Below are 12,872 nucleotides of genomic sequence, written 5' to 3' on the forward strand. Positions count from 1 at the left end.
GCCCTTCTCTTTTCTCCGAAGTCGGGAGACTCTACATCAGGTTCACCGCATCCACATCCACAATCAGGTTTCGCCGTGGAACTCCAGCCGCATCGGCATGCGCCAGCATCATCCGCAAGGTGCGAGCCAGCGCTGAACGCTTCTCTGCCTTCAGCACCAGGTGAAAGCGGTAGATCCGCTTGATCCGCGCCAGCGGAGCCGTCGCAGGCCCAAGCACCCGCACACCGTCGAGTTGCGTCTTCTGGAACCACCGCCCCAGCGTCGCCGACCAGCCGGCGGCCTCTTCCAGGTGTGGGCTCTGGATGATCACATTTGCCAACGCTGCGTAAGGCGGATAGTGCATCCAGCGCCGGTATTTCATCTCGCGCTCCACAAAACCATGAAAGTCATGCTTCGCCGCACACTGCACGGCATAGTGGTCGGGATGGTAGGTCTGCACCAGCACCGTACCGGGCAGTTCACCGCGTCCGGCGCGGCCTGATACCTGCGTCAGCAGCTGAAAGACCCGCTCCGCAGCACGAAAATCCGGCATCCCCAGCGCGTGATCGCAGCCAACTACGCCGACCATCGTCACACCGTGAATATCGTGCCCCTTGGCGATCATCTGCGTGCCGACGAGGAGGTTGATTTCGCCTGAGTGCAGCCGCATCAGCAGCCGCTCCATGTCATTGCGCCCGCGCACGGTATCGCGATCCATCCGTCCGATACGAGCACCGGGGAAAATCTCCTGCAGCCGCTCCTCGCCCTGCTGCGATCCCACGCCAAGAAAATATAGGTGCTCGCTCTCACATTTGGGGCAGCGCGGCGGCACGCCGGTTTTGTAACCGCAGTAGTGACATTCGAGGCGCTGGCCCACCGGCGCAATCCCGTCTTCACCCGTCACCTGCTTGTGATAGGTCAACGCGATCGAGCAGTTCTCGCACTCCAGCTTGTCGCCGCAGGAACGGCACATGACCACGAACGAATACCCGCGCCGGTTCAGGAGAATGATCGCCTGCTCTCCACGCTCGAGCGTGGCCTGCGTTTTCTCGATCAGCGCTCGCGAAAAGATATGCTCCTGCCCGGTTTCCTGGAACTCCTGCCGCATATCCACCAGCTCGACCTTGGGCAGCGGACGATTCTGCACGCGCTCGTGCATCTCGATGCGCGCATACTTCCCTTCTTCCGCATTTCTCCACGACTCAAGCGACGGCGTGGCCGAGCCCAGCACGACCGCCGCGCCGGCAAGCTTTGCGCGCACCACGGCCGTGTCCCGCGCGTGATAGCGCGGCATCGACTCCTGCTTGTAGCTCGAATCATGCTCCTCGTCGACAACGATCAGGCCGAGATTTTCAACCGGCGCAAAAACAGCAGAGCGCGTCCCCACCACCACGCGCGCCTCGCCACGCCGGATACGATGCCATTGCTCGCTGCGCTCCTCCGGCGTGAGCGCGGAGTGCAGCAGAGCCACTTCGCGGCCAAAGGCATGATGCAGCTGCGCGGCCATCTGCGGCGTGAGGCCGATCTCCGGCACCAGCAGAATCGCCGTACGCCCGCGATTCAGCGTCTCGCGCATCGCGGCAAGATACACCGCCGTTTTGCCCGAGCCGGTAACCCCATGCAATAAATGCGGCCGGAACTCGCCGGCATCGACCGCTGCCGTCATCACCGCCAGGGCACGCTGCTGCGCTTCATTCAGCTCGTAGGCTGCCTTCTTCATCAAAGAGAGATGCGTGAGGTGAAAGTCGGCTGGACGCTCCTCGATACGCACCAGTTCACGTTTGACAAGCGTGGCAAGCGTAGACTGCGGCACCTCGAGCTCACGCAGTTCGGCCACCGGAAGCTCGCCCCCGCTGCCTGCCAACTCCGCGAGGATAGCCTGCTGATTGTCATTGAGCTTCGGCAGTCGCGTCCCTTCGACCAGCACCGCGTAGCGCACCAGCCGACGCGCATCGCGCTGTGCCGCCGCAGTCTCGCGCACGATCCACTTCTTGCGCAGCATCCCGGCGAGGAGCTCGCGGCTGATGCCGGTAGCCGAACGCAGGGCCGTCGCCTTCGCTGCTTCACCGTTCTCCAGGTAATTCAGCGCCTTGTACTCGGTGTCCTGGTCTTCCGGAGAGAGCTTCGACCGGCGCGAGCTGCCGCAATCAGCGCCATCGAAAAGCGCGGCACGCCCCGCATCCGTGATGCGGTAGAGAATCTGCTTTTTGACCTCGCTCATCAGGGGAAGCATGGCCCGCAGCACCTCCCCGAGAGGCGCGACATAGTAGCCTGCGATCCACTGCGCAAGCTCCAGGAGCTCAGGCGAAACGATCGCCTCTTCGTCCATCACCGCGACCAGAGGCTTGGCCTCGACCGGCGGCGGCTCGTCATGCAGCCGCACCACGACCCCGGCCATCTTCTCGTTGCGGAAGGGCACCAGAACCCGCCCACCAATCGGAGGATCAGCCGCGCCGACCGCATACGTAAAGACACGGTCCAAGGGCACGGGCAGGGCTACATCACAAAAGGCTGACACTGTTTCAGGGTACTAGAGCCTGCTACTTCGCTGGCTTCAGCCCCAGTTCCTTCATCGCAATCTGCAGGTCCTTCCAGGCTTCTTTCTTCTGGTTGGGATCGCGCAGCAGGAAGGCGGGGTGATAGGTGACGATCAGCTTGGAGCCGCGCAGAGAATGGATTCGGCCGCGCCAGCTGGCGAGTGATGCCTTCTGCCCCATCAGGTACAGGATCGCCGTCGCGCCCAGCGCCACAATGACCTCAGGCCGAATGATGTCGATCTGCTGCCAGAGGAATGGCATGCAGGTATTCGCCTCTTCCGGTTCCGGCTGGCGATTCTTCGGCGGCCGGCATTTGACCACGTTTGCGATGTAGACCTCTTCGCGCTTCAGCCCCATGGCCGCGATCATGTTGTTCAACAGTTGGCCGGCCTTGCCCACGAAAGGCACCCCCTGTGCGTCTTCATCCGCGCCCGGGCCTTCGCCTACGAAGAGAATCCGCGCATTCGGATTGCCGTCACCGAAGACGATCTTGTGGCGTCCCTGGAAAGCCAGCGGGCACCGCGTACATTCGCCGATCTCGGCGCGGACCGCCTCGAGCGCCGCGGGGCGTGCGGCTGCGGGCAAAATCTCCGGCACAATCGCCGGCGGCTGTGGAAGGGGCTTGCGAGGAGGAATAGCAGACTCCGTTTCAGACAAAAGTTCAAATGCCGGCGCCAGCACCGGTTCGGCGGGAATTTCTTCCACCGCAGCGGCAACTTCCACCACCGTGGGAGCAGGCTCGGGTGCCATTTCTGTAACCACCGCAGGCACATACTCACCGCGACGATAGAAATCGTACACGCCCAGGTCGCGAAAATACCGCAACCGCGCAGCTAGCTCCAGCTCCTGTTCTGGCGTAAGAAAACTCATGCGTAGCAATGCTCCGAGGACATAGGCTCGAGGCAAATCCCAGTGTAAAAGCAAACAGGGTGTGGATGTTCGTGCATCCACACCCTGCTTCCAGGTCTGTTTCTTACTCTATTCAACCAGCGGCCCGGTCTCCGCGACCACCTGCTGCGGCCGACGCAGCCCGAGAACCTCTTCGAGAATTCGATCGGCAATATCCCGCTTGGCCATCTCCGGCAGATCCAGCGCCCGGTGCGGCGTGAGAAAGGTGACCGCGTTGCGGTCGGAGTCGAAGCCAATGCCCTCGCGGGAGACATCGTTGAGCACGATCGCATCCGCGCCCTTGCGCAGCAGCTTATCCCGCCCATGAGCAACGGCATTCTCGGTCTCTGCCGCGAAGCCGATGATCAGCTGCCCCGGATGCCGGTGCGAAACCACTTCTGCGAGGATATCTTCCGTCGGTTCCAGTTCCAGAGACAGCGGCCCCACACGCTTCATCTTCTGCTCGGCCTGCTGCTTGGGGCGATAGTCCGCAACCGCGGCCGCCTTGATGACAATCGAAGCCTGATCGGTACGGTTGAGCACCTCGCGGCGCATCTCTTCCGTGGTGATCACCGGCACCAGCTCCACACCCGCCGGTGGCCGCAGCGCTGTAGGCGCCGAAACCAGAATGACTCGTGCACCGCGCCGTACCGCGGCTTCTGCCAGCGCGTAACCCATCTTGCCGCTCGAACGATTACCCAGGAAGCGCACCGGATCGAGCGCCTCACGCGTGCCGCCGGCGGTGATCAGCACAGTCTCGCCGCTCAGATCATTGCGATGGTGCAGCACGCCCAGCACTGCATCGACAATGCGCGGCATCTCGGCCAACCGGCCGCTGCCGGTCATGCCACAGGCCAGGTAGCCTGACTCCGGCTCCACGATGCGTACACCGCGGCTGGCCAGCGTCTCCAGGTTGGCGCGCGTCGCCGGATGGTTCCACATGTTCACATTCATGGCCGGAGCAACGATGACGGGAGCCGTCGTCGCCAAGTAGAGCGTCGTCAGGAAGTCATCCGCAATGCCATTGGCAAACTTGGCAAGAATGTTTGCCGTTGCCGGTGCTACGACGAGCGCGTCTGTCGACTGCGCGGCTTCGATGTGCTCAATCGCCGAAGAGAGGTTGTCGTCCGGAACCTCGGGCAGTGTCCACAGGCTGGTAATCACCTTGTGTCCACTGAGCGCGGCAAACGTGACCGGCTGCACGAACTGCTGCGCCGATTCCGTCATGACCACATGCACATCCAGGGCCTGCTGCTGCAGGGCACGGACCAGTTCCGCTGCCTTGTAGGCAGCGATGCCACCGGAGACTCCGACGGTAACCTTCATAGTCAAATTCTAAAAGGAAAGCGCGCTCAGTCCGTGGACAAATTTGGTCCTATTTTTCGGACACAGGGAGACCCATCCGCCGCGAGCAGCGGGTCTCTCCAGCCGATGACGAAAATGTAAGCTAGGAGGCGGCGAACTTCGGGATATCGGGAGCTGCAACTTCGGGCTTATGCACCGGAGAGCCCATGGTTACATAACCCACCTTGCCAGCGGCGATTTCATCCTGGGCGACCCGGCAGGCCTTGCGCGAGCGGGAGTCCACCAAGGGCTGCGAACCATTTTGAAGCTGACGGGCCCTGCGAGCGGCCACCATGACATAACGGAAATTGCTATCGAATCCCTGCTCAACGCTCATGGCTTCTCCTGAAGTTACCGATCCGCCAAGGCGCCCTCCACAGGTGCAGCCTCGGCATTCCCTACACCGAAGGCCTGAAGCACCGGCTTGATCCGGACTTCAGAGTTTCGCTGCCGGCATCGTTCTGCAATTTCTTGTAGTCGTCGGTCTTCTTCGGTGACGGGGCCCGTACCGCGGCTGAGCCGCTCCGAGGAGACGATCGCTGACATCTCTTCTACTGCAATATCGAGGACGTCGTTGACGAGAATATATCCATATTCCCGGTAATTCTCAATCTCCAGCCGCGCCTTGGCCAGCCGCCGCCGGATAACCTCTTCATCTACTACGCCCTCGGCCCGGCTGCGGCCACGCAGCCGCGTCTCCAGAATCTGCGGCGAGGGGGGCATCAGAAAGATGCTCACCACCTCCGGCAGCCGTTCACGCACCTGCCGGGCACCCTGCACATCGATATCGAGCAGCAGATCGCGCCCCGCCCGGAAGGCGTCCTCGAGCGAATGCCGCGCCGTGCCGTAGTAATTACCGAAGACCTCGGCATGCTCCAGGAATGCGTCCTCGGCGATCATCTGCTCGAAGCGCTCCCTGGTAACAAAGTGATACTCCTGTCCATCGCGCTCCGAGCCGCGCGGTGCGCGGGTCGTGTACGACACCGAAAACTCGAGGTCCGTCACCAGCGAGTGCAGCCGGTTCACCACCGAAGACTTCCCCGAACCCGAGGGAGCTGAAATCAGAAATAAAATGCCGGCCAAAACGCTGCCGCCTCCTTCATGCAAACTATCCGCTTCGCCTCGGACCGCGGCTCCTGCACAGGACCTGCGCTTACTCCAGATTCTGGATCTGCTCGCGCGCTTTTTCGATCTCCGCCTTCATGCCCAAGCCAATCTCGGTAACCCGCGCACCGTTGCCGGCCACGCCTCCTGTCTTCGAGAGCAGCGTGTTTGCCTCGCGGTTCATCTCCTGCAGCAGAAAATCCAGCTTCTTGCCGATCTCTCCGCCTTGCGCCAGCAGCTCTCGGAAGTGCCCGATGTGCGCCCTGAGCCTCGCGACCTCTTCTTCGACATCACTCTTTTCGGCCAGCAGCGCCGCCTCCTGTAGCACCCGCTGCGGATCGAAGGCATCGCCCACCATTGCTTTCAATCGCTGCGCCACGCGTTCGAAGTAAGCCTGCTGCACATCTTCGCGCAGAGCTGCGGCTTCGGCAACCAGGGCCTCCAGGCGATCGAGTCCGGCGCGAAGCTCCGCAGCGAGCACACCGCCTTCGCGGGCACGCATCTCATTCAATGCTTCCACCAGAGCAGGGAGTTCGGCCAGCACCGCTACTTCCATCGCCTTGGCCTCTTCTTCTGAATTGCGTTCTCCCTGCGCCCGCTCGCCGCGGTTTTCTCCGAACACACCCGGCATGCGAAAGATCTCATTCAGGTCCGGCTCGCACACCAGCCCGTGCTCCGCCGCTGTCTTGCGAAAGATTTCCAGGTACGCTGCGACCTGCGACGCATCGTAGGCCAGCTCGCTCTTGATCGTGCGGTCCAGATTCAGCGTCACTTCGACGTGCCCACGGGAAAGCCGCGCCTTCAGCTCGCGCCGCAGCTCCATCTCCAACGCGTCTGTATTCGAAGGCAGGCGCAGATGCAAATCGAGAAAGCGGTGATTGACACTCTTCAGGCTCAGCGTAAACCCCAGCAGGTCGGAGACACGCCCGTTGCGCCGAGCGAAGCCGGTCATCGAATACACAGGGGGGACCTGGCCGTTCTGGGAAGCCGCAGCAGCGGCCTGCTTGGCAGTCTTCATGAGTCAGTCCTCACGCTCAGCACAGGCTCATGTGCCTCGGGAGTCGAGGCATCCATAAACTGCAGCCTGTAGAGCTTCTGGTAGGTCGGCGAAATCTGCAGCAGCTCTTCATGAGAACCAATCGCCGTGATACGGCCACGCTCGAGCACCGCAATCCGATTGGCACGCCGCACGGTTGAGAGCCGGTGCGCAATCACAAAGCTGGTGCGGTCCTGCATCAGGTTATTCAAGGCACCCTGCACCAGCGACTCGCTTTCGGCATCGAGCGAGGAGGTCGCCTCATCGAGGATCAGGATCGGCGCATCTTTCAGGATGGCCCGGGCAATGGCGAGGCGTTGACGCTCGCCGCCCGAGAGCCGAAATCCCTTCTCTCCGATCACCGTGTCGTAGCCCTCCGGCAGCCGCTCGATGAAGTCATGCGCCAGCGCCGCTTTTGCCGCTTCGATCACCCTGGCCAGCGGCACATCCGGCTGCCCATAGGCAATATTGTTGCGCACTGTGTCGTTGAAGAGAATGATTTCCTGCGTCACCTTGCCGATCTGGTCGCGCAGCGAGCGCAGACTCACATCGCGCAAGTCGTGGCCATCGATGAGAATCCGTCCCGAGGTCGCATCAAAGAAGCGCGGAATAAGATTGACGAATGTTGACTTGCCAGCGCCGCTGGGACCCACCAGCGCCAGCACTTCGCCACGCGGCACGGTGAGGTCGATATCGTGCAGCACCTGGCTTTCACCCTCATCGCTTCGATAAGCAAAACCCACATGCTCGAAGCGAATGGATTCCTTGAAGCTCTTGATCTGGTGCGGATGTTTTTTCTCCTGCACCTCGTCACGATCGTCCATGAAGTCGAAGACCGCCTGGGATGCACCCATCGCCTGCTGAAAGCTGTTGTAGTACACGGCCGAGCGACGGATCGGATCATACATCTTGAACAGCGCGATGATGAAGGTGAAAAACATGCCCGACGTCATGCGATGTGAGTTGATGGCATTACGGCCCACAAGCAGCAGCAGCGCGATGGCGATAGCGCCGATCAGGTCCATCAGCGGCGAGCTGATAGCCTGCGCGCGCACCGAGTTCAGGTTTGCACGGAACAGGCGCCTGGCCGCCTTGCGGAAGCGCAGCAGCTCCCAGAACTCCATGTTGAAGGCTTTCACGATGCGATTGCCCGTGATCGTTTCATGCAGGATGTTCTGGATCTCGGCCAGCTTGTCCTGGCCCTTCCGCGTCGTCTGGCGCACACCGCGGCCAATCTTGCGGATCGACCCGGCAACCACGGGCACAAAGATTAGCAGGATCCAGGCCAGGTTGCCGCCGATCTTGATCACCACAGCCGCAGTGAAGGCCAGCGTGAAGATTTGCTGCAGAAAATCGGAGAGTACGGACGACATGGCCGATTGCATCCGCTCGATGTCATTAATCAGCGCGGAAAGCAGCGTGCCGGTGGCGTGCTTCTGAAAGAAGGAGATCGAACGGCGCAGGATGACCTCGTAGAGGTCATCGCGCAGGTCCGTGATGATTCCGAAACCTGCATAGTTGGCCAGGTAGGTCCCGACGTAATCGCACAGGCCCTTGAGCAGCGTGGAAAAGACGAACGCAAATGCCACCACACTCCACGGATTGTGGAGATGCGAGGGCACCAGCTTCATGAGATAGTCCTGCAAATGAGCGCTGAAGGCAGAGAAGTTGCCCTGGCTGTGCTGCTCGCCGGGGCTCAACACGGTATCGAAGATCGGGCCAATCAGCAGTACGCGGAACGCGTCGAAGAAGCCGACGCCAGCTGCCAGCAACACGGAGGTGATCACCTGCAGCCAGTACCGCCGTGCATAGTAGAGGAGTCGCCCTACGCGCTTCATGCGCGCACCGGGAGAGTCGGCAGTTGCCGGTCTTGCTGGGCCATCGTTCTATTTTAGACGGTCTCTCCCCGGTGGAAGTTCAGTGCCGGCCTTCGAGCGATGCGGCGATGTTGGCCTCGTCCGCGTTGCAGTCCTTCACGCCCATCTGCGGAATGATCCACACCACGGTGACCACGGAATTCAACGCCAGGGAAATCCATGGACGATAGTAGGCCACGGCAATCGAAACGAGATAAAGCAGGAGGCTGAGACGGTGCTTCCAGAATTCGTTCCGGTCGCCGACGGTCAAGACTCCGATCCTCGCTTGCATTTTCAATATCGTCCAGCGCAGAACGTAGAAGGCAAAGCCCGCAAACAGCATCGCAATCTCGTAAAGCACGGTTGCAAATGAGCTGAACTGCTTGTCGTCCAGGTAGTCGACAAAATATGGGATCAGAGACAGGGCGAAGAGGAAGACCAGATTTGCCCAGAGCATGGGGTAATCGGCCTGCTCGGTGCGGCGCAGCAGCTCGTGATGGTTAATCCAGTAGATACCTACAGCCAGGAAGCTCAGCAGATAAATACCCAGCCGCGGTGCTACCGACCATAGGCCGGCAATGCCGTCCTGATGCGGAACGTGCAGCTCGAGCACCATGATGGTGATAATCACGGCGATCACACCATCGGAAAATGCCTCCAGCCGCGAGGTCTTCATCGCTGAATTCTCTGCCGTCACCCTGTCCTCCTAGCGTCTGAGCTTATCGCGCTCTGCTACGAAAGAAGAAGCCGGTCGGCCATTTCCTGCGTCTACTGATTCATAGGCATTTATTTTTCGGGGTTGCGCCTGCCCGCGACTGACGCCGCCCGATCCTTCTGTCGCCGGAATCCTTCCGGCCCGAACATGACCGGAGAGCCGATGAAGACATCGGAGCTGCTGCAGGCCTGGTCTCGTATCCTCACAGGCCGAGCCCCCTCGCTTTCGATTGAAATTACCAAGGAATGCCCGCTGCGCTGCCCAGGCTGCTATGCCTTCGACGACGATCACCTGGGCACAGGCACCAGCATCCGCTCCCTCGCCGACTACAAAGGCGAAGAACTCATTCAACGTGTCCTTGCCCTGGTCGATGAAAAGAAGCCGGTGCATCTCTCCATCGTGGGCGGCGACCCTCTGGTCCGCTATCGCGAGCTCGACTCGCTGCTGCCCCAGCTCGGTGCGCGCGGCATCCACGTGCAGCTCGTCACCAGCGCCTTCCGCGTCATCCCCAAAGAATGGATGGAGATTCCCGGGCTCTATGTGGTTGTCTCCATCGACGGCCTGCAGCCCGAGCATGATGCCCGCCGCAAGCCGGCTACCTACGAGCGCATTCTGAAGAGCATTGCCGACGCGCGGGTAACCATTCACTCGACCATCACGGCGCAGATCGCAGGCCGCCCCGGCTATCTCGAAAAGTTCCTGCGCTTCTGGAGCGCCCAGCCGCAGATTCAGCGGGTCTGGTTCAGCCTCTTTACCCCGCAGCGCGGCGCGACCGACCCCGAAATCCTCTCCCCCGCCCAGCGTGCCGAGGTCGCAGTCGAGCTCAAGCGCCTGCGCCGCCTCTTCCCGATCCTCGAAATGGGCGATCAGCTCATCGACGAGATCCATACCCCGCCTTCAAGCCCTGACCAGTGCATCTTCGCCCGCACCACCGAGACCATCTCCGCGGATCTCAAGACCCGGATCACCCCCTGCCAGTTCGGTGGCGACCCCGACTGCTCGCAGTGCGGCTGCATTGCTTCGATGGGCCTCGCGGCAGTCGGTCATCACGGACTGGTCAGCAGCCTCACCGTCGGTGATCTCTTCCTCGCCTCTGACCGGGTCGGCCAGGCCTGGAAAAGAGTGCAGGAATGGTTCCAACCCGCCCCCACAAATCAACCTGAGCTTTCTCCATTCAAAATCCTGTAAAGTATCGCCGGGGTTCCCCGGTGCACCATAAAGGAACGTACATGGAAGATCGCAGCGAAGCCTCCCACGATGCCGCTCTGCCCGGCTCGTTCTTCCCCGCCGAGTCCTCTGCTCGGTATGAAGCTACCGTGCGCCGGGATATCGTCCGTTTCGGACGCTGGCTTGCACGCCTCGGCTATACTCCCGGCACCTCGGGTAACCTTTCTGTCCGCATGCCTGGCGGAAACATCCTCGTCACGCCTACCGGGGTGAGCAAAGCGCTCCTGCGCTCCGCCGACATGGTCCTCGTCGATCCGGAAGGCCGTCATCTCGCCGGCAAGCGCAAGGCGACCAGCGAGCTCGGCATGCATCTCGCGGTCTACCATCTGCGGGAAGACGTCCGCGCCGTCGTCCATGCCCATCCGCCGCTGGCCACCGCCTTTGCCTGTACGGGCCGGGCACTCGACGAGATGCTCTGCCAGGAAGCGGCTATGGCTCTCGGACCAGTTCCCCTCGCGGTCTATGCCACGACCGGCACGGCCGAGGTCGCGGCCAGCCTCGAACCGCTCATCCCTGGTCACCAGGCGATTTTGATGGCCAACCATGGGGCAGTGAGCTACGGCACATCGGTCGCAGACGCCTTCTACAAGATGGAGACCGTCGAGCACCTCGCCCAAATCCGCCTCGCGGTTCACCAGCTTGGCACCCCGCAGCCGCTCACCCAGCGTCAGCTCGAGCAGCTCGTCTTCGCCCGTCACCGATATATGCAGAATGCGGGCTGAGGGCTACTGCAGCCGCAGAGCCCTCCCCGTCTGCTCCGTGATCTTCACATCGACCCTCGTAAAGCGCGGGAACTCCACTTCCCTCCCGCGCCGCAACCAGCGGCGGTAGACTGAGACAGCCGCGCCGTAAAATCCGATGCCCGCAGCCAAATTGCGCGAGGCCGAGGCCATCCCCACCACGCGGCCAATGAGCCCGATCCCGTTCGAGCCGACCGTCGCTCCGGCCAATTGATTTCCGTCTGAATCGAGCGGCCGGCTGGCCAGAAAAACCATGGCCAGCGGCACAATCACCCTGCTCGGAGCCTGAGGCTTCACTTGTCCCTCTCCATCTAATTGGAGGCTCCCTGACGCGGTTGTCTCCACGCCGGTCAGCGAACCGGTCACGGCCTTCCGCTCGCCCTCCGGCAGCCTCAGCTCCCGGAAATCGAAGCGCAGCACTCCCGCCCGTCCGAACGACTTCGCGGGGCGGGCGCGAGTCACCATACCGACCAGCACCGATCCCTGCGGCACCAGGGCCTTACCTCCTTCGGCCACAGGCTGCGTCAGTGTCGCCTCAAACGTGCTCCCCGCTTTTGCATCCTTGGAACTCAGAGCCCGGTCAAGATATGCATGGAGCAGCATCGTCTTACCCGAAGCGCCTACGGTGGACGGCGTGCCGGAGGCCGAATCAGAAGGGGTATGGGAGAGTGACGGTACTGGAGCTGCAGGCTTCGCGGGCAAAGAGATATCCACCGGCTGCGTCAATTCGACACTCCAGCTCGTTCCGGCCTGCAACCGCTCCGGATGATACGGAAGCTGGCTGTAGAGAAGCTGCTTCAGCCGTTCTCCCTTGCCCGGCGCAGTCAGCTCTTCTCCCGCACCGCGCAGGATGCCGATCCCCGCGTCCCATTCCTGATGAATGATTCCGCCGTGCTGCGGAGCCGGTGCCAGACTCAACAAAGGAGCGCCGTCATTTGCCGTTGCCGTCACCAGCGGCACGGCTGCGCCATCAGCCGTCCAGAGCTCGTCCAGCTGCACTACCGCCTTGTGAAACGGCGTGAAGTCTCCGTTGAGCCGCGCATCCACTCTGCGCGAATGGTCAGGAGGAAGCTCTACGATCCGTCCATGCACGCGCGTACCTGCTGGCAGCACCAGAGCCCCATCCACATACACTGGGAAGACCAGCGTAGTTGCCAGATCCTCGCCCTGCCGCACTGGAACAGCCCGGACCAGCCTGACCTGCAAAGGTGTCCCCGCGGGAATCGTCGTGTGCATTCCCACCTGCCCCATGCAGGGCCATGATGCCGCGCATCCGGCCAGCGGAAGCATCAGCCATCGAGCATTTTTAGACATCTGAATCCTCGAAGAGCCGACGCTATCGAGAGCGACAGCAGAACATCCGCACCTGGCCCTTTCTCAAAATCTAGCGATGCCTCCTGAAGACAGCCTTAAGACCTGCTTACGATTCTTCAGCATGCCCGCGTT

11 protein-coding genes are annotated in these 12,872 nt (G+C 61.6%); 2 read left to right on the top strand and 9 right to left on the bottom strand.

The features are described from left to right. Nucleotides 1–31: 31 nt before the first annotated feature. The 8 genes from priA to ESZ00_RS12455 all read right to left on the bottom strand — a co-directional run bounded on the left by priA (nt 32) and on the right by ESZ00_RS12455 (nt 9,441). Complete coding sequence (priA, locus tag ESZ00_RS12420; RefSeq protein ID WP_129208576.1) at nt 32–2,497, bottom strand: replication restart helicase PriA; 2,466 nt, start codon at nt 2,495–2,497, stop codon at nt 32–34. Nucleotides 2,498–2,519: 22 nt separating this feature from the next. Continuing rightward, complete coding sequence (locus tag ESZ00_RS12425) at nt 2,520–3,386, bottom strand: uracil-DNA glycosylase (RefSeq protein ID WP_129208577.1); 867 nt, start codon at nt 3,384–3,386, stop codon at nt 2,520–2,522. Nucleotides 3,387–3,494: 108 nt separating this feature from the next. After that, a complete protein-coding gene (gene coaBC / locus ESZ00_RS12430) occupies nt 3,495–4,730 on the bottom strand; it encodes a bifunctional phosphopantothenoylcysteine decarboxylase/phosphopantothenate--cysteine ligase CoaBC (protein WP_129208578.1) in 1,236 nt (411 codons plus the stop codon). Nucleotides 4,731–4,851: 121 nt separating this feature from the next. Beyond that, complete coding sequence (gene rpoZ / locus ESZ00_RS12435; protein ID WP_129208579.1) at nt 4,852–5,085, bottom strand: DNA-directed RNA polymerase subunit omega; 234 nt, start codon at nt 5,083–5,085, stop codon at nt 4,852–4,854. A gap of 14 nt (nt 5,086–5,099) precedes the next feature. Further along, on the bottom strand, nt 5,100–5,831 hold the full coding sequence (gmk, locus tag ESZ00_RS12440) for a guanylate kinase (protein ID WP_129208580.1): 732 nt from the start codon (nt 5,829–5,831) through the stop codon (nt 5,100–5,102). 70 nt (nt 5,832–5,901) lie between these two features. Beyond that, entirely contained in the window at nt 5,902–6,870 is a 969-nt protein-coding gene (locus ESZ00_RS12445; RefSeq protein ID WP_129208581.1) for a YicC/YloC family endoribonuclease, read from the bottom strand. Beyond that, entirely contained in the window at nt 6,867–8,726 is a 1,860-nt protein-coding gene (locus ESZ00_RS12450) for an ABC transporter ATP-binding protein (RefSeq protein WP_129208582.1), read from the bottom strand. Before ESZ00_RS12450 ends, ESZ00_RS12445 begins: the two co-directional genes overlap by 4 nt. Nucleotides 8,727–8,805: 79 nt before the next feature. After that, nucleotides 8,806–9,441, bottom strand: a complete 636-nt coding sequence (locus ESZ00_RS12455) for a TMEM175 family protein (protein WP_229741233.1) — start codon at nt 9,439–9,441, stop codon at nt 8,806–8,808. Nucleotides 9,442–9,621: 180 nt separating this feature from the next. Here ESZ00_RS12455 and ESZ00_RS12460 point away from each other — a divergent pair, with 180 nt between their 5' ends. Then, complete coding sequence (locus ESZ00_RS12460) at nt 9,622–10,647, top strand: radical SAM protein (protein WP_129208583.1); 1,026 nt, start codon at nt 9,622–9,624, stop codon at nt 10,645–10,647. A 41-nt stretch (nt 10,648–10,688) separates the two neighbouring features. Beyond that, on the top strand, nt 10,689–11,408 hold the full coding sequence (locus ESZ00_RS12465; protein WP_129208584.1) for a class II aldolase/adducin family protein: 720 nt from the start codon (nt 10,689–10,691) through the stop codon (nt 11,406–11,408). A 3-nt stretch (nt 11,409–11,411) separates the two neighbouring features. On the opposite strand, the gene ESZ00_RS12470 is transcribed toward ESZ00_RS12465, so the two are convergent. Continuing rightward, nucleotides 11,412–12,740, bottom strand: coding sequence for a hypothetical protein (locus ESZ00_RS12470; RefSeq protein WP_129208585.1), 1,329 nt, complete (start codon nt 12,738–12,740; stop codon nt 11,412–11,414). Nucleotides 12,741–12,872 lie beyond the last annotated feature (132 nt).

This window comes from Silvibacterium dinghuense, from assembly GCF_004123295.1.
Taxonomy (GTDB): Bacteria; Acidobacteriota; Terriglobia; order Terriglobales; family Acidobacteriaceae; genus Silvibacterium; species Silvibacterium dinghuense.

What these genes read in the sequence shown, in the direction of transcription:
- ESZ00_RS12425 (WP_129208577.1), bottom strand. Translation starts at nt 3,386, where the DNA reads ATGAGTTTTCTTACGCCAGAACAGGAGCTGGAGCTAGCTGCGCGGTTG.
- coaBC (WP_129208578.1), bottom strand. Translation starts at nt 4,730, where the DNA reads ATGAAGGTTACCGTCGGAGTCTCCGGTGGCATCGCTGCCTACAAGGCA.
- rpoZ (WP_129208579.1), bottom strand. Translation starts at nt 5,085, where the DNA reads ATGAGCGTTGAGCAGGGATTCGATAGCAATTTCCGTTATGTCATGGTG.
- ESZ00_RS12445 (WP_129208581.1), bottom strand. Translation starts at nt 6,870, where the DNA reads ATGAAGACTGCCAAGCAGGCCGCTGCTGCGGCTTCCCAGAACGGCCAG.
- ESZ00_RS12450 (WP_129208582.1), bottom strand. Translation starts at nt 8,726, where the DNA reads ATGAAGCGCGTAGGGCGACTCCTCTACTATGCACGGCGGTACTGGCTG.
- ESZ00_RS12460 (WP_129208583.1), top strand. Translation starts at nt 9,622, where the DNA reads ATGAAGACATCGGAGCTGCTGCAGGCCTGGTCTCGTATCCTCACAGGC.
- ESZ00_RS12465 (WP_129208584.1), top strand. Translation starts at nt 10,689, where the DNA reads ATGGAAGATCGCAGCGAAGCCTCCCACGATGCCGCTCTGCCCGGCTCG.
- ESZ00_RS12470 (WP_129208585.1), bottom strand. Translation starts at nt 12,740, where the DNA reads ATGTCTAAAAATGCTCGATGGCTGATGCTTCCGCTGGCCGGATGCGCG.